This is a genomic window from Mycolicibacterium sp. Y3 (genome assembly GCF_051188035.1).
Lineage (GTDB): Bacteria > Actinomycetota > Actinomycetes > Mycobacteriales > Mycobacteriaceae > Mycobacterium > Mycobacterium fluoranthenivorans.
Genome location: NZ_JAVQLT010000001.1, coordinates 4695184 through 4717657, shown reverse-complemented (window position 1 = coordinate 4717657; position 22474 = coordinate 4695184). Strand labels below are relative to the sequence as shown.

The following is a 22474-nucleotide window of genomic DNA, read 5'->3' as shown; positions in this document are numbered from 1 at the left end:
GGGAGGTCGTACTGTAATACTTACAGTCTGTACTTCGATGGAGGTGACGACGCGATGCCAGGTGTGCTGGACGGCATCCGGGTGCTCGACTACGGACGCTTCATCGCGGCGCCCTGGTGCAGCGCGATCCTGGCCGATATGGGCGCCGAGGTGTTACGGGTGGAAAAGCGCGAAGGCGGCGAGGATCGCTGGGTACAAGCCGTCACCGAGAGCGGGGAGGGCGGCACGTTCTTGCAATGCAACCGCAACAAGCGCTCTCTCACGCTGGATTCCACCACGGTCGAGGGAACGGAGATCACCCGCCGTCTGGTGGCGCGGGCCGATATCGTCATCGCCAATATGCCCGCCGCGGGGATGCGTGCCAATAGTCTGGACTACGAGACTTTGCGCGCGGTCAAACCCGATATCATCTTGGCCAGTGCCACCGCCTACGGGGAGGGCGGGCCTTACAGCGACAGGATCGGATTCGACGGGGCCGGGCAGGTGATGTCCGGCGCGGTGTACCGACAGGGCCTGCCCGACATGCCGATTCGCACGGTGGTGCCGTACGCCGACTTCGGCACCGCGCTCACGCTGGCGATCGGGGTGATGATGGCGCTGTATCACCGCGACCGCACCGGGGTGGGCCAACATGTGGAGGGAGCACTGCTGCCGACGGCGTTGATGCTGTCGAACGCGTTCCTGATCGAACGTGAACTGTTGCGGGTGGACAAGCCGCGGATGGGGAACAAGGGCGCCTCGGTCGCCCCCTGTGACCTGTACAAGACCGCCGATGAGCAATGGGTGCTGCTGCAGGTCGCCGGCCAACCGATGTTCAAACGGTGGTGCCGGTTGGTCGACCGCCTGGATCTCTTCTCCGATCCCCGCTTCGGCGACGACGATGCCCGCTGGCGGCACGGCGACATACTCAACGACATCATGGCCGCCTGGTGTGCCGACAAGACCAGGGCCGAGGTCCTCGAGTTGCTGGAGAAGGCGAAAATGCCTGCTGCGCCGCTGTATTCCACCCAGGATGTGCTCGACGATCCGCATGTCCGGGCGATGGGGTATCTGCGAAGGGTGCCGTTCCCCGGGGCGTCCCGTGAGGTGCCGATCGTCGAGACCCCGTTCCGGATGTCGGCCACCCCGGGCACCATCCGGCGCCGCGCGCCACTGCTCGGTGAGCACACCGACGAGGTGCTCGGTGAGATCGGCTACGGCACAGCAGAAATCGATCGCCTACGGGAGGGCGGCATCGTCTAGGTCCGGATCCTGGCGGACCAGGTCGACCAGCGAGTCAGGCGAAATGTGCGCGGACGGCGCCGAGATCGGCCTTGCCGGAGGGGGTGCGCGGGATCACGTCGACGATGGCGATATCGGTGGGGATCTCGTAGCGGGCCAGCCTGACGGTCAGGAACTCGGAGAGCTCGTCCGCGGTGGCCTGCCCGTGCAATTCGACCATCGCCACGGGTGTTTCGCCCAGACGTTCGTCGGGACGCCCGATCACCGCGGCGCCGCGCACCGCGGGATGGGCTTCCAAGGCGGTGCGGACATCGTCGGGCATCACCTTGAATCCGCCGCGGATGATGGCTTGGTCGGCTCGGCCGAGGATCCAGACGAAACCGTCGGCGTCGATACGTGCCAGGTCGGTGGTGCGCATCCACTCGGCGGTGTCCAGCTGGGCGGGGATGACTTCGAGCAGACCTTGCTGGTCAGGGCCCAACGGTCGGCCGTCGTCATCGACGACCCGCAGCCGGGCCCCCGGGTTGGCCCGGCCCACACTGCCGCGTTTGGCAGCCCAATATCGTTCGTGGTCGGCCAGGGTCCAGCCGGCCACCCCGCCACCAAATTCGGTGGCCGCGTAAGAGGTCAGGACCGGGACACCGAATTTCGCGGTGAACGCGTCGGCGTCGTCGGCCGACAGGGGCGCGGTCCCGGACGTGACCGCACGGACACCGGCCAGATCGTCGCGGGTGAGATCGGAATGCAGCACCATCCGCAGTGCCGCCGGCACCAGGGACACCGCGCGTGGCTGGTGTTCGCGGACCGCATCGGCCCACTGGGTGAGGTCGAACTTCGGCAGCAGCACGAACGGTCTGGCCTCAGCGAGGCACAGCAGTATCCGGAACACCCCGCCGACGTGGACAAGCGGAGAGTTGACGATCGCCACGCCGCTACGCAATCGCGTCGGTGCCGGAGAGCTCTCGGGGTCGCGGCCCATGACGCTGCGGGCCAGCATGGAGTAGGTGAGGTCGACGCGTTTCGGCGGGCCGGTGGTGCCGCTGGTCAGCATCCACACCGCCACCGTGGGCCGGCCGGTGTCGGGCGCCGGCTCACCTCGGACGGCCGGTTCGGTGTCCAGGCCGTCGATGGTGACCAGCATGGTGCCTGCTGACGGCGGGGCGAGCGAAGCGACGGGGGAAGGTGGCGTGACCAGATTGGCGAGATCGTCGGCGCGCCCGACGATGACGGGTAGGCCGAGTGCGACGATATCGGTGCGGGTGCGCTCATCACCGCGGGACGGGTTGATGACCACGACGGTGCCGCCTGCCTCAAGCACGCCGAGCAGTGCCGCCACGTGCGCCGGGGTGTTGCGCAGCATCACCCCGACGCGACGCGCACCGGTCAGCGCGCCGATGCGCCGTGCCGCGCGGCCGACCTGGCCCCAGCTGGCCCACCGGCCGTCGTACTGGATGGCCCTGGCCGCCGGGTCGAGGTCCAGCACCTGGCCGATGCGCAGCGAAAGGGGATGGGACATCAACGGATCCGCGGTGTAGCTGTGGAGATCGGCCGGTCGGCCAACTCGGCCTTGGCGATCGGGTTGCCCAGTCGCGTGTAGATCAGACCCTGATCCATGGCGGCGCGATAGGGCTTGTCCAGCGATTCCCAGATGGCTTTGACGGTGCCCTGGGTCGCGGTCGGTGGTTTGGCGGCGATGGTGGCCGCGATCTCGTGGGCGCGGGCCCACAGTTCGGCGCGGGACACCACCTCGGTGACCAGACCGATCCGCAGCGCGGTATCGGCGCCGACCCGTTCGTCGTTGCCCATCAAGGCCATCCGCAAGGTGTCGCCCAGCCCGACGCGGCGCATCAGGCCGATCGGTTCCAGCGCCGACACCAGTCCGGCACTCACGTGTGAGTCGAAGAAGGTGGCGTCCTGCGAGCAGATCACCACATCGGATTCGTTGACGAAGTACAGGGCGCCGGCGGTGCAGATGCCCTGAACGGCGCACACCACCGGTTTCCACATCTTCTGCCACTTCGGGCTCAGCAGCTCACCCGGATCCTCATGATTCCACACGATCTCGGGTTGTCCGTACGAGGATTTGATGTCGAGCCCGGCGCTGAACGCGCGGTCGCCGGCGGCGCGCAGCACGACGGCGTTGATGCTCTCATCGTCTTTGATGGCGTGCCACGCGTCGCGCATCTCGTGACACATCGCGCGGTTGAACGAGTTCATGGCGTCGGGTCGATTCAAGGTGACGGTGGCCACCCGCGAGCCGTGGTCCAGATCGAGCAGGACGGTGTCCATCGTCGGTTACCGCGCCTGCCAGTTGGGCTTGCGTTTCTCCACGAACGCCCGCGGTCCCTCCAAGGCGTCCTCGGTGCGAGTGACACGTTCCCGGAATGTCTCGGCGAGGATCTCACCTTCGTGCAACGGTAGATCGAGGGTCTTGTGGATGGCCAGCCGGGTGCCGCGGACCGCCAGTGGCGCATTGAGATTCAGCGTGTCGGCGATCTCGTGCGCGCGTTCCACCAGGTGAGCGTGTTCGACGATCTCGGTGATGAGCCCGAGGTCGTACGCACGCTGCGCCGACATCCGTTCGTGCTTGCCCATCAGTGCCATCCGTAACGCCACCGACCGGGGGAGTGCGCGGGCCAGCCGTACCATCTCGCGCGCGGCGACCAGCCCGATACTGACGTGTGGATCGAAGAAGGTCGCCTGGTCCGAGGCGATCACGATATCACCGGTGGTGACCCAATCCAGTCCTGCGCCGCAACAGATTCCGTTGACCGCGACGACGACGGGTTTGGTCATCGTGCGAAAGGGCGGGGTGCCTTCCTGCGGCGCCTCCCACTGTTCGTAGGTGGACAGGTAGGGCCGCTCATTGACCACCTTGCCGTCGCCGGGGATCTCCTTGACGTCGGCACCGGTGCAGAACGCCCGCCCGGCGGCGGTGACGATCGTGACCCAGATGTCGTCGTCGTTCTCGGCCTCGTGGTAGGCGGAGCGTAATTCGGTGATCATGTGCGGGGACAGCGCATTGAGGGCATCCGGCCGGTTGAGGGTGATGGTGGCCTTGTGGCCGTCCACCTCATAGATGATCGTCTCGTAGGACACGTGTCGTTCCCTTTCAGAAGCCCTGGTAGTCGGGGTCGCGGCGCTCCCGGTAAGCAGCCAGGCCCTCCTTGAAATCCGCGGTACGGCAGGACAGCTCAAGATTGGACAGTTCCTGGTTCATCGACTGGGCCAAGGTGGCGGACTGTCCGTAGGCCAGGGCCTGCTTGGCCAGCCCGATCGCGACGGTGGGGCCGGCGGCGAGTCGGGTCACGAGCTCATCGGCGGCGTCGGTCAGCTCATCGGCGGGGACGGCGGTGTGGATCAGCCCCCAGTCGGCCGCGTCGGCGCCGGTGACCTTCTCGCCGAGCAGCAGCATGCGCTTGGCCCGGGCGACGCCGGCGAGCCGCGGCAGCAGCCAGGTCGCCCCGGAGTCGGGGCTGAACCCGCGCTGGAGGAAGGGCTCCCAGAAGGTGGCCGCGGTGTCGGCGACGGTGAAGTCGGCGGCCAGTGCCAGATTGCACCCGAGTCCGACGGCCCAGCCGCGCACCGTGCACACCACCGGCAGCTGGATCGTGGCGATCAGCTCGACCAGGCGGTGTGCGGTGTGTGGGATCCGGCGCACCAGATCGCCCGTGCGCGGCCGCTTGTTCTCGGCGTTGGTGGCGACCCAGTCGGCGCCGGCGCAGAAGTCGTCACCGGATCCGGTCAGCGCGACCGCGCGCAACGAGTCGTCGTGCGCGGCCGTACCCAGAAGTCTGACCAGATCGTCGATCATGTTGTGGCTCAGAGAATTACGCCGATCCGGTCGATCGAGTGCGATCCGCAGGACCGCGTTGTCGACAGAGGTGGTGATCACCTGTGATCCGGCCTTTCAACGTGCATACAGTTGACCATACGGTATGTCATGCAGTTACTATTCGGTACAAGTTAGCAAGGAAAACCCCCAGGGGGAACAGGAGAGTGCGGGTGCCGCGCATACGTCAGCCGAAGGTCGCGGCGGTCAACGCTCGCCGCCGGAACCGACAAAACGATTGAAGCGAGGCTGATTTCGCATGACTGACGACCGGGTGCTGTTCGAGGTGGACGCGGACCACCGCATCGCCACCATCACCTTCAACAATCCCGCCCAGCGCAACTCCTATGACGCCGCGATGCGCGACGAGATCGCTCGTTACCTCGACATCGTCGCCGAGGATGACGACATCACGGTGGTGTTGTTGCGCGGCGCGGAGGGCGTGTTCAGCACGGGGGCGGATATGAACAACGCCTACGGCTGGTACGGACAGAAGGAGGGTGCCGACGAAGCCGCCAAGAAGTCCCGTCCGAGCCAGCGGCGCCGACTTACCGTGGACCGCAAGTCATTCGACTTCTATCACAACTTCCTGGGCTTCCCGAAGGTCACCGTCGGGGAGATCGGCGGCTACGCCCTCGGTGGCGGTTTCGAGATGGCGCTGATGACCGATATCTCGGTAATCGCCCGCGATGCCAAGATCGGCATGCCTGCCACCCGTTTCCTCGGGCCGGCGCTGGGCAGCCTGCACATGTTCTTCCACCGGCTCGGTCCGGTGCTCGCGCGGCGGATGCTGCTCACCGGCGACATCATCGAGGCCGGTTCGATCGAACACCTTGGCATCTTCACCGACACCTGTGATGCCGCCCAGGTTCCGGCCCGGGCCCGGTACTGGGCGCAGAAGGCGGCCAAGATGCCCGCCGACGGCGTGGTGATCGCCAAGGAGGCGTTCCGCTTGGTCGAGCAGAGCCAGGCCTACCAGGGGGAAGAGGTCGCCAGTTACATCTTCCACGCGTACGGCACCAATCTGCAGTTCTCGCCGGGGGAGTTCAACTTCGTCAGGACCCGGGCCCAGCACGGCACCAAAGAGGCGTTCCGGCTGCGTGACGAGCATTTCCACGTTCCGGAGCCGCAGTAGCCAACCTCGCAGCGGGGCACCTAAGCTAGGTGCTACGTTTACACAATCACTGGATATCGTAAAGGCGGAGAGATATGCCCCAACCCGTTGTCGTCGGTGCTGCCCGCACCGCCATCGGCCGGTCATTCAAAGGGACGCTGGTCAACACCACCCCGGAAGACCTGATCACCACGGTGCTGCCCGAGGTGGTGCGTCGCGCCGGTATCGCGCCGGAGGCGATCGACGACCTGATCTTCGCCGAATCCAACTACGGTGGCGGCGATATCGCCCGTTACGCTGCCGACGCGCTGGGCTGGGAGTCGGTTCCCGGTCAGGCCGTCAACCGGCACTGCGCGGGCAGCCTCACCGCGATCGGCAACGCCGCCGCGCAGATCGGTTCCGGGATGGAACGGGTGCTGCTGGCCGGTGGTGTGCAGTCGCTGTCCTCCTCGCCGCTGATGAAGTGGCGGGTGCCCGGGCCGGAGCTGACCTTCATCGAGCCGTGGATGACCCCGACCCACGTCGAGACGCCGGACTCGCCGATGCGCGATATGTCGATCACGGTCGGCTGGAACACCGCGCAGGCTGCCGGTATCACCCGTGAGGAGATGGACGCCTGGGCCGCGCGGTCGCATCAGCGCGCGATCGCGGCGATCGACGCGGGCAAGTTCCTCGACGAGATCGTGCCGCTGAAGGTGACCCAGGCGGACGGTTCGGTCATCGAGTTCAGCGTCGATGAGCATCCGCGTCGCGGTACCACCGCGGAGAAGCTCGCCGAGCTCAAGGTCCTGCATCCGGAGATCGAAGGATTCTCCATCACCGCGGGCAACAGCAGTGGCACCAATGACGCTGCCGCCGCTGTCGCGCTGGTCGCCGACGACTACGCCGCAGCGGAACATCTCAACGTGCTGGCCAAGGTCCGGGCCTGGGGTTCGGTCGGCGTTGCCGCCAAGGACACCGGCCTCGGCGGGGTCAAGGTGATCGGGCACGTGCTCAAGCGCGCCGGCCTCAAGCCCTCCGATGTCACGCTGTGGGAGATCAACGAAGCGTTCGCCTCGGTGCCCATCGCCGCGGTCCGTGAGTACGGTATCGACGAGGAGTTGGTCAACTTCTCGGGCAGCGGCTGCAGCCTCGGCCACCCGATCTCGGCTTCCGGCGCGCGGATGGTCACCACCTTGATCTACGAACTGCAGCGCCGGGGCGGCGGCATCGGCGTGGCCGCGATGTGCGCCGGTGGCGGTCAGGGCGGCGGGCTCGTCATCGAGGTCTAGGCACCGGACGTCGAACGTGAACTCGTGCGGGAGTTCACGTTCGACGTTTCGCCTTCGGCGGGCTGAGCTTGGCCGCGGCGTGGTCCAGGATGCAGGTGAGCCCGTACTCGAAGTTGCCTTCGTCGGCGGCACCGAACGTGTGTCCCGCACCGGTGACCTGGGCCAGCAGCGGCGCCACCTCGGGATCGATGACCAACGTCTGGTCGTAGGCTCCCGGTCCGTCCTCCTCGTCGGCCTGATTCTTCTCGGCCAGCCGCTGCAGTACCACTGATCCGCGGACGTGCAGGGTCACCGCGGAGTAGGTGTCGAAGGCTTCTTCGGGGCTCAGGCCGGCCTCGACCAGGCCGGAGATCGCCTTCTCCATCTCCAGCACGCCGAGCTTGGCCGCGCGTGGGCTCAGCGCGGCCCGAATCAGGATGAGGTCGCACAGAATCGGGTTGCCCACGAACGTCTTCCGCATGGTGCGGGCATGGTTGCGCAGCGTCTCGCGCCAATCCTTGGCCTCCACGTACGGGGTCGCGAAGACATACTCGCTCAGTGCCCGGTCGGTCATGGCGTTGAGCAGGTCGTCCTTCTTGCGGAAGTACCAGTAGATGCTCGTGACGCCGACGCCGAGGTGCTTGCCCAGCAGCGGCATGCTCAGGTTGTCGATGCCGACCTGCTCGGCGAGTTCGAAGGCGCCCTTGATGATGTCGTCCGGATTGATGGACCCGCGCTCCCGTCGTTGCCGCTTCTCGGCCACCGGTTGCTTTGCCACCGCAGACACCTCCATCTGTTTTCCCGCCACCACATGCGGTGGGAGACCGTCAAGCTTACCGGTAGGCATACCGTGACGCGGGGTTCGCACACTTCCGGCCCGGTTATCGAAATGGCTATAGTAAGTTTTTCCGGGTGTCGGCTGAACCGGCATTCACGGTGACCGAATCAAGGCGATAAGCGAGGGATGAGCGTGGCGGACGAGATCCTCACCGAGCGGCAGGGGCGCACCCTGGTGATCACCATCAACCGGCCCGAGGCGCGCAACGCGTTCAACCTGGCGGTGGCCCAGGGCTTGGCGGCGGCGATGGACGAGCTCGACGACAGCCCGGAGCTGTCGGTGGCGATCCTCACCGGGGCGGGCGGAAACTTCAGTGCAGGTATGGATCTCAAGGCGTTCGCATCCGGCGAGCTGCCCTACGTCGAGGGTCGCGGAATCGGTTTCACCGAGCGCCCGCCGCGCAAGCCGGTGATCGCCGCGGTGGAGGGCTACGCGCTTGCCGGCGGCACCGAGATGGTGCTGGCCACCGATCTGATCGTGGCCTCGCGCACCGCCAAGTTCGGTATCCCCGAAGTCAAGCGCGGTCTGGTGGCCGGCGGCGGCGGACTGCTTCGTCTACCACACCGCATCCCCTATCAGAAGGCGCTCGAATTGGCGCTCACCGGCGAGAATTTCACCGCCGAGGAGGCGGCCGCGTGGGGCTTCGTCAACAAGCTCACCGAGCCCGGCGAGGCCCTGGCCGGGGCGCTGGAGTTGGCGGAGAAGATCACCGCCAACGGCCCGCTGGCGGTGGCGGCCACCAAAGAGATCATCGTCAAGTCGGGCGAGTGGAGCCGGGCCGAGATGTGGCAGAAGCAGAACGAGATCATGGCCCCGGTGTTCGGGTCCAAGGACGCCATCGAGGGCGCCACCGCGTTCGCGCAGAAGCGCGCCCCGAACTGGACCGGTAGCTAGCGCCGCCGGCGGGCGGGGGCGAAGCGACCAGGGGATCGATTCACCGTGGATCTCGGGTTTGACGGGGCCAGCGCTGTCGTCGTCGGCGGCGGTCGCGGTATGGGCCTGGCCACCGCCAGGTGCCTGGCGCAGGACGGCGCGAAGGTCGCGATCGTCGGGCGATCCCGGGACGTCCTCGATACCGCCGCGCACGAGCTGACTCGATTGGGCAGTCCCGATGCGGTGGGTGTCGTCGCCGATATCGGCGACGACACCGATGTACATCGGGCGTTCGACGAGATCGGCCGACGCTGGGACGGCACGCTCAATGCCCTGATCAATACCGTGGGCCCTGCTGCGGCAGGCGATTTCGAGGCACTCACCGACGGCGAGTGGCAGGCCGCGTTCGATGCCGGTGTGATGGGCATGGTGCGTTGCGTGCGGGCCGCCCTGCCATTGCTGCGCCGTGCCGAGTGGGCCCGCATCGTCAACTTCTCCGCGCACTCCACGCAGAGGCAGAGCACCCGGCTGCCGGCCTATACCGCCGCCAAGGCCGCGGTCAACAGCGTGTCGAAAAACCTGTCGTTGCTGCTGGCCAAGGACGAGATCATGGTCAATGTGCTGTCCCCGGGCAGTATCTCGTCGGAGGCGCTGCTCGGCTGGGCCGATTCGGTGGGGATCGACGGCACCGACCCCTACCGGCTGATGTCGGCCATCGACGAGCACTTCGGCCACCCGGCGCACCTGCCGCGCGCGGGCCTGCCCGACGAAATCGGTCCGGTGGCAGCGTTTCTGGCGTCCAAGCGCAACTCGTATATGACCGGGGCGAACATCAACGTCGACGGTGGCAGCGATTTCGTCTGACCGGGCACGCCCACAGCGGTGACCACCCGGATTCGCGCTCGCTCCAAGCTGAACTTCCGGCCGTCGCGAAGCCCTCGCGTGGCGGGAGTTTTCCGCTGGTAGCGGGGCATACAGTGGCTTGCGGAATGCATTACCGATAGGTATACAGTATCTATGGCCAGTGACACGTCGCCCAGTGATGCGGTCCTGTATGAGGTCACCGATACCGGCGTCGCGGTCATCACCCTGAACCGGCCCGAGCGGTTGAACTCCTGGGGAGCCGATATCTCCGCCGGGGTGTACGCCAGGTTCGACCGCGCCGAGGCCGATCCTGCGGTCCGGGTCATCGTGCTGACCGGCACCGGCCGGGGGTTCTGTGCCGGCGCGTACATGGGTGCGATGCGGGATCTGGGTGCATCGATCAGCGGCGACACCGACGTCAGCAAGATCGTCGGGGAACGTCATCCACACTTCCTGACCACCTTGGGCAAACCCGTCATCGCGGCGATCAACGGTGCCTGCGTCGGGATCGGACTGACCCACGCACTGATGTGCGATGTCAGGTTCGCCGCGGCCGGCGCGAAGTTCGCGACGGCCTTTCCGCGCCGTGGGCTGATCGGCGAGTACGGCATCACCTGGATCCTGCCGCGACTGGCCGGCTGGGGAGCGGCGGCGGATCTGCTGCTGTCCGGGCGCACCTTCTACTCGGAGGAGGCTCACCAGCTCGGTTTGGTGAAAGAGGTTGTGGCGCCCGAGGATCTGCTGAAACGCGCGCTGGAGTATGCCGAGGACCTGGCCCGCAACTGCTCGCCGGCGTCCATGGCCGTGATCAAGGGACAGCTCTACGGCGACGCCACCGATGAGGTGGTGAACGTCAGCTCTCGCGCCGAAGCCCTGATGCACGAATCGATGGTCCGGCCGGATCTTGTCGAAGGCATCACCGCATTCTTCGAAAAACGCCCCCCGAATTTCCCGCCGCTTGCTTGATTGGAAGGAATGACCATGACCGATACACCCGAGCGCTTGCCCTACTTGGCCGTCGATGTCGACAACCACTACTACGAGCCGATCGACGCGTTCACCCGGCACCTGCCCAAGGAATTCCGCAGCCGCGGTGTCCAGATGGTGCAGGACGGCAAACGCACGCTCGCCGTGTTCGGTGGCACGGTCAACCACTTCATCCCGAACCCGACCTTCGACCCGATCATCGAACCGGGCTGCCTGGATCTGCTGTTCCGCGGCGAGATCCCCGAGGGTGTCGATCCGGCCTCGCTGATGAAGGTCGACCGGCTGTCCGACCATCCCGAATATCAGAACCGGGACGCCCGGCTGTCGGTGCTGGACCGGCAGCGGTTGGAGACGGTGTTCATGCTGCCGACCTTCGCCTGCGGTGTCGAGGAAGGTCTCAAGCACGATATCGAGGCCACCATGGCCTCGGTGCACGCGTTCAACCTGTGGCTGGACGAGGACTGGGGATTCGAGCGACCCGACGGCCGCTTCGTGTCTGCACCGATCATCTCGCTGGCTGACCCCGTCAAGGCGGTCGAGGAGGTCGAGTTCGTGATCGGCCGCGGCGCCAAGATCGTTTGTGTGCGACCGGCTCCGGTGCCGGGGGTGGCCAAGCCGCGTTCGTTGGGTGACCCGTCCCATGATCCGGTCTGGGCGCGGCTGGCCGAGGCGGGCGTCGCCGTGGTCTTCCATCTGTCCGACTCCGGGTACATGGCGGTCCCGGCGTTGTGGGGCGGTAGCGGCGTGTTCAAGGGATTCGGTAAGCGCGATCCGCTGGACATGGTGATCATGGACGACCGCGCGATCCACGACACGATGGCGTCGATGATCGTGCACCAGGTCTTCACCCGGCACCCCGAACTCAAGGTCGCCAGCATCGAGAACGGTTCGTATTTCGTCTACCGGCTGATCAAGCGTCTGAAGAAGGCGGCCAACAACGCGCCGTATCACTTCAAAGAGGATCCGGTCGAGCAACTGCGCAACAATGTCTGGATCGCGCCGTATTACGAGGATGACGTCAAACTGCTCGCGGCCACCATCGGCGTGGACAAGATCCTGTTCGGTTCGGACTGGCCGCACGGCGAGGGGCTCGCCGACCCGACCACCTTCACCGCCGATATCCCGCAGTTTCCCGAGTTCAGCCTGGAGGACACCCGAAAGGTGATGCGCGACAACGCACTCGAACTCCTTGGTGATATGCACCGAATCGCGCCCGGTGTGGCACATCTGACGGTGCCGGCCTAGTCCCCGCCGTGCCCGAGTGGACCATCGGCGCCGTCATCGACGCCATCGCCGACGCGGTTCCGGACCGTGAGATGACGGTGTGCGGATCGCGGCGCACCACCTTTGCCGACGGTGCGGACCGAACCCGCAGGCTGGCGAACTTCTTGGCCGCCAACGGACTCGGTGCGCACACCGAACGCGGCGAGCTGAACCGGTGGGAGTGCGGCCAGGACAGGGTTGCCCTGTTGATGCACAACGACCTGTACCCGGAGGTGGTCATCGGCGCCCTGAAGGCGCGCACGGTGCCGGTCAACGTCAACTACTACTACTCGCCCGGTGAGGTCGCCGACCTGCTGACGTACCTGGCGCCGCGGGCGGTCATCTATCACCGCTCGCTGGGTGCGAGGTTCGCTTCTGTGTTGCGCGATGCGGCACTGAGCGGCGATCTGTTGATCTCGGTCGACGATGGGGAAGGCCCCGAGCTGGCGGGTTCGATCTCACTGGATGACGCACTGACCCAGGGTGATACCGATTGCGTGGGTCCGGTGTCACCGGACGACCTGCTGATGATCTGTACCGGCGGCACCACGGGCCGTCCCAAAGGGGTGCTGTGGCGTCAAGGGGATATCTACGTGTCGTCGATGAACGGGGCCGATCACGACGCGGTCGTGGAGATCCACACCAAGGTCACCCATACCGGGCCGCCCTGGTTCGCGGTGTCCCCGCTGATGCACGCCGCCGGTATGTGGACCGCGTTCTCCGGTCTGCTGTCCGGGCAGACCGTGGTCCTGCACGACACCAAGACCAAGTTCGATCCGCGCGTCGTACTGGAGACCGCCGAGCGGGAGAGGGTCGGACTGATGACGATGGTCGGCGACGCCTACGCCGCACCATTGGTGGAGGAATTGACACGGCGGTCCTATGACCTGTCATCGATGTTCGCGATCGGCACCGGCGGTGCCGCGACCAATCCCACACACCAACGGGCGCTGTTGGAACACATTCCGCAGATCACCATCATCAACGGTTTCGGTTCCTCGGAGACCGGAAACATGGGGTTCGGGCACACCCGGCGTGAGACCCCCACCGCCGATACCTTCCAGCTGCGGGCCGGCGGTTTGGTGCTCGCCGAGGATTACTCCCGGTTCCTGACGCCTGGAGAGCCCGAGATCGGCTGGGTGGCTCGTAACGGGCGAATACCGTTGGGCTACTTCGACGATGCGGACGCCACCGCCCGCACGTTCCCCGAGGTTGCCGGGCAGCGGGTGGTGGTCTCGGGTGATCGTGCGGCCCTGGAGTCCGACGGGTCGCTGCGGTTGTACGGCCGGGATTCGCTGGTCGTGAACACCGGTGGTGAGAAGGTTTTCGTCGAGCAGGTCGAAGAGGTGCTGCGTGCGCACCCCGGCGTTGCCGATGCTCTGGTGGTGGGTCGGCCCAGCGAACGCTGGGGTCAAGAGATCGTCGGGATCGTCTCGATACGGCCGCGGACCGAGGTGGGTACCGAGGAGCTTCGCGAGCACTGCACGACACGGTTGGCGCGCTTCAAGATCCCGAAGGACGTGTTGTTCGTCGAGCAGATACGCAGGCTCGGCAACGGCAAGGCCGACTATCGGTGGGCCAAAGAACTCGCGGTCGGAGGAGTCAAGACGTGACAAGTGTTGCCCGTCCGGTCATCGACTGTCTGGCCAACGTGCATTTCGGTGAGACGGGGAACCAGCCTGCCTTCATGACGAAGGTGCGCGACGACTATTTCAAGGGCCCGAAATCGATGTACGACCCCATCGATCTGGCCGAACTGCTCGACGAGATGGACACTCACGGTGTGCGGCACGCCATCCTGATGGACTCGCTGGCCAAGCCGTCGGTGACGGCGCGCAAGTTCGTCGATGCCCATCCCGACCGCTTCGCGCTGGCGATGGGCGGGGTGAACCTGCTACGGCCCATCCCATCGCTGCGCGAGCTCGCGGCCATCGTCAACGATCTACCCGTCGCGTATGCCGTTGTCGGACCGAGTTTCTGGGGCGACGGACAGTACCCGCCGAGCGACGCGGTGTACTACCCGCTCTACACCAAGTGCGCCGAACTGGAACTGCCCTTATGCGTCAACACCGGTATCCCGGGACCGCCGATCCCCGGCGAGGTGCAGAACCCGATTCACCTGGACCGGGTCTGCGTACGGTTCCCCGAACTCAAGCTGTGCATGATTCACGGCGCCGACCCGTGGTGGGATATCGCGATCCGGATGTTGATCAAGTATCAGAACCTTCGGTTGATGACATCGGCGTGGTCGCCGAAACGCCTGCCGGAGAGCCTGTTGCACTACATGCGCACGCGTGGCAAGGGCAAGGTCATCTTCGCCTCCGACTTTCCGGTGCTGCGGATGGAGCGGGTGGTGCCGGAGGCGCTCGCCCTCGATCTTCCCGCCGACGTGCTGGACAACTACCTGTTCAACAATGCCGCGGAGTTCTTCTTCGGCGAACGGCCAGAGAAGGAGAAGTGATGGATCGCTTCGAACTGCGCAGACTGGATTACAGCCTGACCGCGGACCATGTCGATCTGCAGACCGCCTACCGGCAGTTCTTCAAGTCGCACTGCGATATCGAGACGGTGCGCGCCGCCGAGCCCAGTGGCTTCGACAAGAGTCTGTGGGAACGGTTGTGCGCCATGGGTGCCACCACGATGGCGCTGCCCGAGTCCGTCGGGGGCGATGGTGCCACCCTTGTCGATCTCACCCTGGTGGCCGAGGAGATCGGACGGGCGCTGGCGCCGGTGCCGTGGATCGATCATGTGGTCGCGTCCCGGCTCCTGGCGCGGTTGGGAGCGCTGGACTCGCAGGAGATCGTGCAGGGAACGCAACTTGTCGCGTTCGACCCGCAGCAGGTCCCGCCGTCGGGCGCCCGGCTGATCCCGGCTGGATCCCTCGCTGACCGGGTGATCATCCGTGACCGCGAAGAGGATGGAGCGATCGTGCTCCTCGAGTTCTCGAGTCTGCCGGCGAAGGTGGACAACATCGGCAAGTTGCCGATGGCGTGGGTGGACCCGGCCGCCGCGGACAACCGGGTGGTACTTGCCAGCGGTGACACCGCCGTCGTCGAATATCAACGCGCACTGGATGAATGGAGTCTGCTGACCGCGTCGGCATTGGTCGGCCTGGTCGAGGAGACCATGACCATCGCCGTGGAGTTCGCCAAGTCCCGCTACACCCTGGGTGTGCCGATCGGGACGCTGCAGGGGATCTCGCACCCGCTGGCCAATATCGCGATCACCGTGCAGAGCGGTCGCGGTCTGGCCCGGCGGGCCGCGTGGTTCCTGGACAACGAGCCGGCCGAACGGCCCGAACTGGCACCGTCCGCATTTGTGTTCATGGCCGAGGAGGCCGCCAAGGCGGCCACCATGGCCGTGCACGTGCAAGGTGGGCTCGGGGTGTCGGCGGAGGCCGCGGCCACCGCCTACCTGGTCCGCGCCCGCGGCTGGGCACTGGCCGGTGGTGACCCCGGCGCCACGGCGATACACATCGCCCAGATCGTCACGGCCCGCGAGAGCCGGTCGGCCCAGAAGAAAGAGGGTTAGGCATGGATTTCTCCCGAGTCGAACTATCCGCCGAGGACGAGGCCTTTCGCACCGAGGTGCGCGAGTTCCTGGCTGCCGTGGTGACCGAGGACGTCATCCGTCGCGACCGGGAGACCGGTGACAACTTCGACGAGGGTGTGCATCTGGCCCTCGCCGCCGCCGGGTATCTGGAAAAGGAATGGAAAGCCGAGGCCGACGGCGGGCTCACCCGGGTCCGTCGCCGCATCTGGGAGTTGGAGAAACGCCGTGCCGAGGTGCCATGGGTGACGTGGGGAACCACCTCGATGGTGGCCCGGTCGGTGGCGAAATTCGCCCAGCCCGAGATCCGTGACGAAGTGCTGCGTGGGGTGTTCGACGGCACGGTGCGGCTGTGCCTGGGCTACACCGAACCGGAGGGCGGCTCCGACGTCGCCACGTGCAAGACCCGTGCGGTGCGCGACGGCGATGGATCGACGTGGATTATCAACGGCTCCAAGATGTTCACCACCGGCGCGCACAACTGCAAGTACGTCTTCCTGATTACCAACACCGACCCCGACGCGCCGAAACACAAGAGCCTCACCATGTTTCTGGTGCCCCTGGATCTGCCGGGCATCGAGATCCAGGGTATCCGCACCGTCGACGGCGACCGGACCAACATCGTGTACTACTCGGATGTCCGCGTCGAGGACAAGTACCGCATGGGCGAGGTCAATGGCGGCTGGACGGTCGTGCGGGAACCCCTGGACGCCGAGCACGGCGCGGTCGCGGCCGCCGATGACGGGCTGACCGATGTGTCGATCATGATGCACCAGGCGGGATTCATGGTGGAGGCCGCCGACACCATCGCCGCCCTGGTCGGGGCGCGGGCCACCGAAGACACCTCGGTCGGCTATCGGCTGGGCCGCAGCATCGCCCGGATCGAGGCGTCGCTGTCCGCGTCCAGCATCTTCGGACGGGTCGCGTTGGCGCAGACCATGCGGGATGTGGCACCTGATCTGATGGATATCGCCGGACCGGCCGCCGCACTGCCCATCGGAGCCGAGGGCGGGCTGGACGACCGCAGCGAGTACGTGTACCGCTTCGCACCGTTGGTGGGGATCTATGGCGGGACGCTCGAGGTCTTCCGCAATATGATCGCTCAACACGTGCTGGGGCTGGGTAAGCCGGCCTACGCGCCGCCGCGCCAGAAGGTTTCCTGACGACCTCTCAGTCGGTCGAGTTGTCCCGCCCCGACCGTGCGGCCCGGCGTTGCATCTCGGCGCGCTCGCGGCACCGTCGGCGGAATTCTTCTTCGGCACCCGGATCGGTGATCGGCTCGTCGGGTGCACTCCGATCGGGCGATGGGCGCCCCGCGATACACCACGCGAGCGCGCCTGCCACCGGAACGAGGGCGACCAGCAACGTCCACTGGGTGCGGGGGAGTCCGCGGATGCGCGCTTCGTCAGCGCGGGCGATGTCGACGATGGCGATCACCATGAGCGCGGTGACCAGCAATCCCAGGTAGGGCACGGGCAGCGGTCCTCTCGTAGGCCGGCGGTCAGTAACGTGATCGACCGGATGGCGCAACGATGGGCCGACTCATATGCTGCGAATCTAGCAAACGCCGCGCAGAAGCGCGCCGCAGGACGGCCTGACCTGCGCAGACGTCACCCCCGGTCAGTTGCCGGTGGTGGTGGTTCGAAGGGTGGGTACCACCACCATTGGGCGCGTTCGCCGGTCGGTCCGGGGTAGGGCGGGACTGACGGTGGTGCTGTGGTGGGTGGGCGGGCGGCGCGCGACGTCGGAATCCCAGCCGGCCTCAACCAGGCTCATCAACGCATCCACCCGCGTCGGGAACGCTTAACCGGCGTCGCCCTTGGCTTCGGCGATCAGGGCGTCGTGGTGGGACTGCAGGGCGGCATCGAATTTCGCGGCTTCCAGCCGGGGTAGCCGGATCCGGTAGGTGGTGTACCGCTCCCCGGTGGAGGTTGTGGTGACCTCGGGTCCTGATTCGGGCGGTGTCTCGGGATCGGGTCGCGGTTCCATCGTGATTGCGGTGCGCAACTGGCTGACGGTGGCCACCGCGGCGAGTTCGGCGTAGTGCGCATCGGAGCCCTCGGCGGCGCGTTCGGCGATCACCCCGACCTGATCCAACGACAGCCGCCCTTCGCGCAGGGCTTCGGTGCAGCGCGGGAACTCCTGCAGCCGCCGTGCGATCGCGACGACGGTCTCGGCGTTACGGGGGGCGACCCCGGTCTTCCACGCCACCAACGCGGACATGGAACGTGCGCCGGTCAAACCGGCGAGATCCTCGCGCTCCAGTTCGGCGACGATCTGTACCAGGCGCCCGTCGATGGCATTGCGTTGTCCGCACAACTCGGCGATCTCGTCGAACAACACCTCCAGCCGCTGTCCGGCGGCCAAAGATGTTGCGGTACTGGACATGACACCATCATCGCAGAGGGGACCGACAAGGTGGAGCTAGGGAAGTACCCTGACCGGCACGTGGCTCCAGCCCGCGACGTTCTGCATGTTGACGCGTTTGCAGCCGGTCCAGTCCACCTCGTAATGCGGCATGAAGTCCAGCATCCGCTCGAGTGCCACCACGCTCTCCATCCGGGCCAGCGCCGCCCCCAAACAGCTGTGGATTCCGTAGCCGAACCCGAGATTCTGCGCCTGGGTGCGGTCACGCGTGATGTCGAATCGGTCGGGATCCGTCCAGGCCTGGGGATCTCGATTGGCCGAGCCGCCCAGGAGGAAGACCGGCTTGCCTGCGGGAATGGTCACGCCGTGCAGTGTGACGTCCCGAAGCGCCCGGCGGACGTTGTACTGTGCGGGCGCTTCGAGGCGCAACAGCTCTTCCACGGCGAGCGGGATCTTGCTGCGGTCGTCGAGCAGCTTCTGCCATTGATCCGGGTTCTGCACGAACACGACGGCCGCGTTCCCGAGCAATTTGGTGACGGTTTCGGCGCCGGCGCCGCCCAAAAGCATGGCGAATTCGGTGATTTCGATGTCGGTCAGCGGTTCCATCGCACCGCCGTCGCGCTCGATCTCGGCGGCGATCAGGGTGCTCAGCAGATCGTCACCGAGCTCACCGCGGCGCCTCTTGACCAGCCGGTAGTAGTAGACCGCCATGTCCACCCCGGCCTTCAGACCGGACTCGCTCATGTCGACCTGGCCGGGGTCCCGGTGCAGGAGATCGTCGATCCATTCCCGGACCTTTTGGCGGTCCGGCTCGGGCACGCCCTGCATGATGGTCATCACGTCGACCGGGAACCGCGCCGAGAAGTCCTGGACGAAGTCGAACCCGCGCGGGTCGATCGCCGCCAAGTGCCGCTCGACCGACGAGGTCACCAACTCGCGGCGCGCCTTGATGGCGCGCGGGGTGAAGACCTTGTTGAGCAGGCTGCGCATCCGGCGATGTGCCGGCGGGTCCATGGCGATGATCGACCCGTGTTCAGTCACCACACCTTTACGTACCTGCGCCAGATCGACACCGTACACGGAGGAGAAGGTTTCGTAATCCTTGAACGCCGCAGCGACGTCCTCGTGCCGGGACAGCGCGTAGAAGTCGTACCGGTCGCTGTAGTAGACCGGGGTCTCCTGCCGCATCCGGCGATAGATGTCATACGGATTCGCGAAGAAGTCCTCGGAGAACGGGTCGAATTCGACCTTGGGTGAGGTCGCCGTGGTCATGGTTCAGATCTCGGCCAGGGCGGGCGGCTGCGCCGCGGCGGGGTCGGGATTCGCCAACGGCAGGCCCATGAACCGGCGCGCGTTGTCACCCATGAAGTCGTAGGTGCGACGTACGTCCATGCCTTCGGCGTATTTCCAGAAGCCCTTAGGCTCGGCAAGCCCCTCCGGGTGTGGGTAGTCCGAACCGAACATGACCTTGTCCCAGCCCACGGTGTTCACCACATCGGACACACAGCCCTCCCAGAACGGGCTGACCCAGATATTGCGCCGGAACACGTCGTGCGGGTGTTCGGGGAAGTTCTGCGGCATCTTCTTCTGCAGGTCCTCGAAATCGTTGAACAGCGGGAAGATCCAGCCACTGCCGTTCTCCACGCTGGCGACGCGCAGCTTGGGGAACCGGGTCAGGGTGCCGTGGCAGATGAGAGCGGTGATCATATCGGCGATCTCGCGGTGGCCCAGCACCATCCAGCGGAAGGCGCTCTGCGTCATGAAGTTCTGCGTGTACGGCGGTTCCCACTTGCCGACGTAGTCGTCCAAAGGTGGATAGCTGGCGTGCAGCACGATGGGTAACCCGGCCGCTTCGACATCACGCCAGAACGGGTCGAATTCGGGTAGAGCGGGGGAGCGCCAGCCGTGCAGGCCGTTGACCGGACCGGGTTTGATGAGCGCCACTTTGGCGCCGCGCTCGAGCAGCCAGGCGAGCTCGCACTGGGCGGCATCGACCTCGGACAGGTTGATGATCGGTGTGGTGAACACCCGGTTCTCGTAGTTGAACCCCCAGTGCTCATGAATCCACTCGTTGAGCGCGTGGATGATCGCCAGGGTCAGGGCCGGGTCATCGGCGCTGGAGTGCTCTACCAGGCTGCCGAGGGTGGGGTAGTTCAGTGCTTCGGTTACCCCCTGGCGGTCCAGCTCCTTGAGTCGTGCGACCGGATTCCGGGTCGCCTCGGGTGCATCGATGGCCTGGCCCTGCATCTCGCGCAGGGTCTGGCCTTCGGTGTTCTCACCCGCGAAGAACTTCTCGTGAGCTCCGGGGGCGGCCACCCGTTCGAAGGTGGGGTTGGGGATGAAGTCGGTCACGCAGTTGTTGATCACGATGCGGGTCTGCTTACCGAACTGTCCGTACTGCACGGCGCGGCTGTACTTCTCCGGTAGGAATTTCGTCAACGCGTCGCCGGTCTCGTACATGTGTTGGTCCGCGTCGAAGATCGGTGCGTCCCGGAACTGTTGGGTCATCGGGGTTTGCCTTTCTCAGGATGCCGAGATCGACGAAATGGCCGGATCTACTCGCACTTTGCGGCCCATGTGTTCATTTCGGCGGGGGGTCAGAGCGTCAGGACGGTGGCGCCCGCGGTGCCGGGGGCGCCGTAGAGCTGGGCGAAGCCGACTCGCGGTGTGCCGGGGACCTGACGATCACCGGCCTCGCCACGGAGCTGGCGCACCAGTTCGTGGATCTGCCGCAGACCGGACGCGCCGATCGGTTCGCCGTTGGCGATCAATCCGCCGTCGGTGTTGATGGGCAGTGCGCCCCCGATCTCGGTGGCGCCGTCGGCGAGGAGCTTCTCCTGGTCGCCGTCGCCGCAGAATCCGCATTCGGCCATGTGGATGATCTCGGCGCCGGCATCGGTGTCCTGTAGCTGCACGACATCGACGTCCTCGGGTGCGACACCGGACTTTTCGAATGCGGCTCGGGCGGCGTACACGGTGGGTGCCACGTCCTCTTCCACCGGCGCGCACGTGGTGTTCACTTCATAGGCCCCGTAGCGGCGGGTGCGGACCTCCACGGCCTTGAGGTACACCGGCTTGGAGGTGTAGCGGTGCGCGATGTCGGCGCGACACATGACCACTGCGGCGGCGCCTTCATCGGGCGCACAGAACATGTACTGCGTCAGCGGATAGTTGAGCATGGCCGAGTTGAGGATGTCGTCCTCGGCGATCGGCTTGCGCCGGAAAGCATTCGGATTGAGTGCGCCGTTGCGCAGGTTCTTGTTGGCCACCCTGGCCAGCGTGCGCGCCGAGATGTGATGGTCGTGCAGGTAGCGGTTGGCCTTCATGCCGAAGAACTGGGTGGTCAGGTATTGGCCGTTCTCTGCGTACCAGCTCGGCATCCCGACCAGCGCCGGATCCTCGGTGAATGCGCCGCGCGGGTGTTTGTCCAGTCCGATAGCGATGCCGATGTCGTAGTCGCCGAGCCGGATACCGTCGGCGCACATCTTGATCGCCGACGCGGAGGTGGCGCACGCGTTGAACACATTGGTGAACGGGATTCCGGACAGCCCCACCATGCCGACGATGGCGTCGGGGTTGGCGACCGTCCAGCTGCCGCCCGTTGCCGCTTGGATGTGGCGCCATTCGACTCCCGCGTCGGCGACGGCCGCGAAAATCGCGTCCACTCCCATTTCCATGGCGGACTTGCCCTCGAACCGGCCGAACGGGTGCAGACCGACCCCGATGATCGCTACGTCGTTCACGCCGGCGCTCATCAGTCCTCCTGCACAGGGGCGAACGCGAACGTGATGATGTCGTTGCCCTCGGCATCGGTGGCCAACGGCACCATGGTCAGTTCGACGTGCTGGCCGAACCGCAGTGCGGCGGGGTCGTTCTCGGTCAACCGGCCCTCAACCCGGACCACATCTCCCAGCTGGACCAGCCCCACACCGAACGGCACGAAATCCTTGCCGGTCGGACCCTTGTACGGCGGGCCTGGCGGGAAACCCTGGGTGGTCCAGGCCACCAGGGTGCCGCGGCGGGGCAGCGGTTCAGCGGTCATCGTGTCACTGCTGCATTTCGGGCAGCGGTGCTGCACCGGGAACGTGGTGGCGGCGCAGGCGCCGCAGCGGCTGCCGATCAACGCTGGATCGGCAGCCGGCCATGTCGAGCTCTCCGGTGCCAGTGCTGTCTGCATGGGCGCGCCTCCTGCCGATTCGCTGAACTGTAGAAGCCAACTGTAATTCTTACAGTATCGTATATCGGGTCTGGTCGGTAAGGCCACGAAGCCGGGGTGAGGGAGGTTGTGGTGAGCGAGCTCGTCGCAGAGCAGAGCA

21 protein-coding genes and 1 pseudogene are annotated in these 22474 nt (G+C 66.0%); 11 read left to right on the top strand and 11 right to left on the bottom strand.

The window, feature by feature from the left end; all coding sequences use genetic code 11:
* The first annotated feature begins 54 nt into the window (after positions 1-54).
* A complete protein-coding gene (locus tag QN239_RS23040; RefSeq protein ID WP_499013934.1) occupies positions 55-1242 on the top strand; it encodes a CaiB/BaiF CoA transferase family protein in 1188 nt (395 codons plus the stop codon).
* 34 nt (positions 1243-1276) lie between these two features.
* Here the strand turns inward: QN239_RS23040 and QN239_RS23035 are convergent, their stop codons facing one another.
* From QN239_RS23035 to QN239_RS23020, 4 genes are read right to left on the bottom strand one after another with little or no spacing between them, the layout of a single operon-like run.
* Positions 1277-2737 carry a class I adenylate-forming enzyme family protein gene (locus QN239_RS23035; RefSeq protein WP_499013931.1) on the bottom strand — a complete coding sequence of 487 codons (1461 nt, stop codon included), beginning with the start codon at positions 2735-2737 and terminating at the stop codon, positions 1277-1279.
* Positions 2737-3510 (bottom strand): enoyl-CoA hydratase/isomerase family protein, encoded by a 774-nt coding sequence (locus tag QN239_RS23030; RefSeq protein WP_499013928.1) that lies wholly within the window; start codon positions 3508-3510, stop codon positions 2737-2739. Before QN239_RS23030 ends, QN239_RS23035 begins: the two co-directional genes overlap by 1 nt.
* A gap of 6 nt (positions 3511-3516) precedes the next feature.
* Complete coding sequence (locus QN239_RS23025) at positions 3517-4320, bottom strand: enoyl-CoA hydratase/isomerase family protein (RefSeq protein WP_499013925.1); 804 nt, start codon at positions 4318-4320, stop codon at positions 3517-3519.
* A 13-nt stretch (positions 4321-4333) separates the two neighbouring features.
* Positions 4334-5116: an enoyl-CoA hydratase/isomerase family protein gene (locus QN239_RS23020; protein WP_499013923.1), complete on the bottom strand. Its 783-nt coding sequence runs from the start codon at positions 5114-5116 to the stop codon at positions 4334-4336.
* 196 nt (positions 5117-5312) lie between these two features.
* On the opposite strand from QN239_RS23020, the gene QN239_RS23015 reads away from it, so the two are divergent.
* Entirely contained in the window at positions 5313-6188 is an 876-nt protein-coding gene (locus tag QN239_RS23015; RefSeq protein WP_499013920.1) for an enoyl-CoA hydratase/isomerase family protein, read from the top strand.
* Positions 6189-6262: 74 nt separating this feature from the next.
* Positions 6263-7438, top strand: coding sequence for a thiolase family protein (locus tag QN239_RS23010; protein ID WP_090364833.1), 1176 nt, complete (start codon positions 6263-6265; stop codon positions 7436-7438).
* A gap of 34 nt (positions 7439-7472) precedes the next feature.
* On the opposite strand, the gene QN239_RS23005 is transcribed toward QN239_RS23010, so the two are convergent.
* Positions 7473-8210 carry a TetR/AcrR family transcriptional regulator gene (locus tag QN239_RS23005; RefSeq protein WP_499013917.1) on the bottom strand — a complete coding sequence of 246 codons (738 nt, stop codon included), beginning with the start codon at positions 8208-8210 and terminating at the stop codon, positions 7473-7475.
* 171 nt (positions 8211-8381) lie between these two features.
* Here QN239_RS23005 and QN239_RS23000 point away from each other — a divergent pair, with 171 nt between their 5' ends.
* The 8 genes from QN239_RS23000 (at position 8382) to QN239_RS22965 (ending at position 16954) form a co-directional block, all read left to right on the top strand.
* A complete protein-coding gene (locus QN239_RS23000) occupies positions 8382-9149 on the top strand; it encodes a crotonase/enoyl-CoA hydratase family protein (protein ID WP_412973598.1) in 768 nt (255 codons plus the stop codon).
* A 45-nt stretch (positions 9150-9194) separates the two neighbouring features.
* Complete coding sequence (locus tag QN239_RS22995; RefSeq protein ID WP_499013914.1) at positions 9195-9992, top strand: SDR family NAD(P)-dependent oxidoreductase; 798 nt, start codon at positions 9195-9197, stop codon at positions 9990-9992.
* Positions 9993-10145: 153 nt separating this feature from the next.
* Positions 10146-10958: an enoyl-CoA hydratase gene (locus QN239_RS22990; protein ID WP_499013912.1), complete on the top strand. Its 813-nt coding sequence runs from the start codon at positions 10146-10148 to the stop codon at positions 10956-10958.
* Positions 10959-10973: 15 nt separating this feature from the next.
* Positions 10974-12224, top strand: a complete 1251-nt coding sequence (locus QN239_RS22985) for an amidohydrolase family protein (RefSeq protein ID WP_499013911.1) — start codon at positions 10974-10976, stop codon at positions 12222-12224.
* Positions 12225-12232: 8 nt separating this feature from the next.
* A complete protein-coding gene (locus QN239_RS22980; RefSeq protein WP_499013909.1) occupies positions 12233-13855 on the top strand; it encodes an acyl-CoA synthetase in 1623 nt (540 codons plus the stop codon).
* A complete protein-coding gene (locus QN239_RS22975) occupies positions 13852-14703 on the top strand; it encodes an amidohydrolase family protein (protein WP_499013907.1) in 852 nt (283 codons plus the stop codon). The genes QN239_RS22980 and QN239_RS22975 overlap by 4 nt, the downstream gene beginning before the upstream one ends.
* Positions 14703-15773, top strand: a complete 1071-nt coding sequence (locus QN239_RS22970) for an acyl-CoA dehydrogenase family protein (RefSeq protein WP_499013905.1) — start codon at positions 14703-14705, stop codon at positions 15771-15773. Before QN239_RS22975 ends, QN239_RS22970 begins: the two co-directional genes overlap by 1 nt.
* A gap of 2 nt (positions 15774-15775) precedes the next feature.
* Positions 15776-16954 carry an acyl-CoA dehydrogenase family protein gene (locus QN239_RS22965; RefSeq protein ID WP_499013903.1) on the top strand — a complete coding sequence of 393 codons (1179 nt, stop codon included), beginning with the start codon at positions 15776-15778 and terminating at the stop codon, positions 16952-16954.
* A gap of 7 nt (positions 16955-16961) precedes the next feature.
* Here QN239_RS22965 and QN239_RS22960 read toward each other — a convergent pair whose 3' ends face one another.
* The 6 genes and pseudogenes from QN239_RS22960 to QN239_RS22935 form a co-directional block, all read right to left on the bottom strand.
* Entirely contained in the window at positions 16962-17264 is a 303-nt protein-coding gene (locus QN239_RS22960) for a PLD nuclease N-terminal domain-containing protein (protein ID WP_499013900.1), read from the bottom strand.
* A 231-nt stretch (positions 17265-17495) separates the two neighbouring features.
* A pseudogene (locus QN239_RS22955) lies at positions 17496-18179 on the bottom strand (DUF222 domain-containing protein); the annotation flags it as partial.
* 36 nt (positions 18180-18215) lie between these two features.
* The gene (locus tag QN239_RS22950) at positions 18216-19430 is read right to left on the bottom strand and encodes a cytochrome P450 (RefSeq protein WP_499013899.1); all 1215 of its coding nucleotides are present in this window, start codon (positions 19428-19430) and stop codon (positions 18216-18218) included.
* Between the two features lie 3 nt (positions 19431-19433).
* Positions 19434-20666 (bottom strand): amidohydrolase family protein, encoded by a 1233-nt coding sequence (locus QN239_RS22945; protein WP_499013896.1) that lies wholly within the window; start codon positions 20664-20666, stop codon positions 19434-19436.
* 89 nt (positions 20667-20755) lie between these two features.
* The gene (locus QN239_RS22940) at positions 20756-21901 is read right to left on the bottom strand and encodes a thiolase family protein (protein ID WP_499016938.1); all 1146 of its coding nucleotides are present in this window, start codon (positions 21899-21901) and stop codon (positions 20756-20758) included.
* A gap of 11 nt (positions 21902-21912) precedes the next feature.
* Positions 21913-22335 (bottom strand): Zn-ribbon domain-containing OB-fold protein, encoded by a 423-nt coding sequence (locus tag QN239_RS22935; RefSeq protein WP_499013893.1) that lies wholly within the window; start codon positions 22333-22335, stop codon positions 21913-21915.
* Between the last annotated feature and the right edge of the window lie 139 nt (positions 22336-22474).

Bases quoted from the DNA above. Each gene is read 5' to 3' on its own strand.
- QN239_RS23040 (WP_499013934.1), top strand. From the start codon at position 55: ATGCCAGGTGTGCTGGACGGCATCCGGGTGCTCGACTACGGACGCTTC.
- QN239_RS23035 (WP_499013931.1), bottom strand. From the start codon at position 2,737: ATGTCCCATCCCCTTTCGCTGCGCATCGGCCAGGTGCTGGACCTCGAC.
- QN239_RS23030 (WP_499013928.1), bottom strand. From the start codon at position 3,510: ATGGACACCGTCCTGCTCGATCTGGACCACGGCTCGCGGGTGGCCACC.
- QN239_RS23015 (WP_499013920.1), top strand. From the start codon at position 5,313: ATGACTGACGACCGGGTGCTGTTCGAGGTGGACGCGGACCACCGCATC.
- QN239_RS23010 (WP_090364833.1), top strand. From the start codon at position 6,263: ATGCCCCAACCCGTTGTCGTCGGTGCTGCCCGCACCGCCATCGGCCGG.
- QN239_RS23005 (WP_499013917.1), bottom strand. From the start codon at position 8,210: ATGGAGGTGTCTGCGGTGGCAAAGCAACCGGTGGCCGAGAAGCGGCAA.
- QN239_RS23000 (WP_412973598.1), top strand. From the start codon at position 8,382: ATGAGCGTGGCGGACGAGATCCTCACCGAGCGGCAGGGGCGCACCCTG.
- QN239_RS22990 (WP_499013912.1), top strand. From the start codon at position 10,146: ATGGCCAGTGACACGTCGCCCAGTGATGCGGTCCTGTATGAGGTCACC.
- QN239_RS22985 (WP_499013911.1), top strand. From the start codon at position 10,974: ATGACCGATACACCCGAGCGCTTGCCCTACTTGGCCGTCGATGTCGAC.
- QN239_RS22970 (WP_499013905.1), top strand. From the start codon at position 14,703: ATGGATCGCTTCGAACTGCGCAGACTGGATTACAGCCTGACCGCGGAC.
- QN239_RS22965 (WP_499013903.1), top strand. From the start codon at position 15,776: ATGGATTTCTCCCGAGTCGAACTATCCGCCGAGGACGAGGCCTTTCGC.
- QN239_RS22950 (WP_499013899.1), bottom strand. From the start codon at position 19,430: ATGACCACGGCGACCTCACCCAAGGTCGAATTCGACCCGTTCTCCGAG.
- QN239_RS22945 (WP_499013896.1), bottom strand. From the start codon at position 20,666: ATGACCCAACAGTTCCGGGACGCACCGATCTTCGACGCGGACCAACAC.
- QN239_RS22935 (WP_499013893.1), bottom strand. From the start codon at position 22,335: ATGCAGACAGCACTGGCACCGGAGAGCTCGACATGGCCGGCTGCCGAT.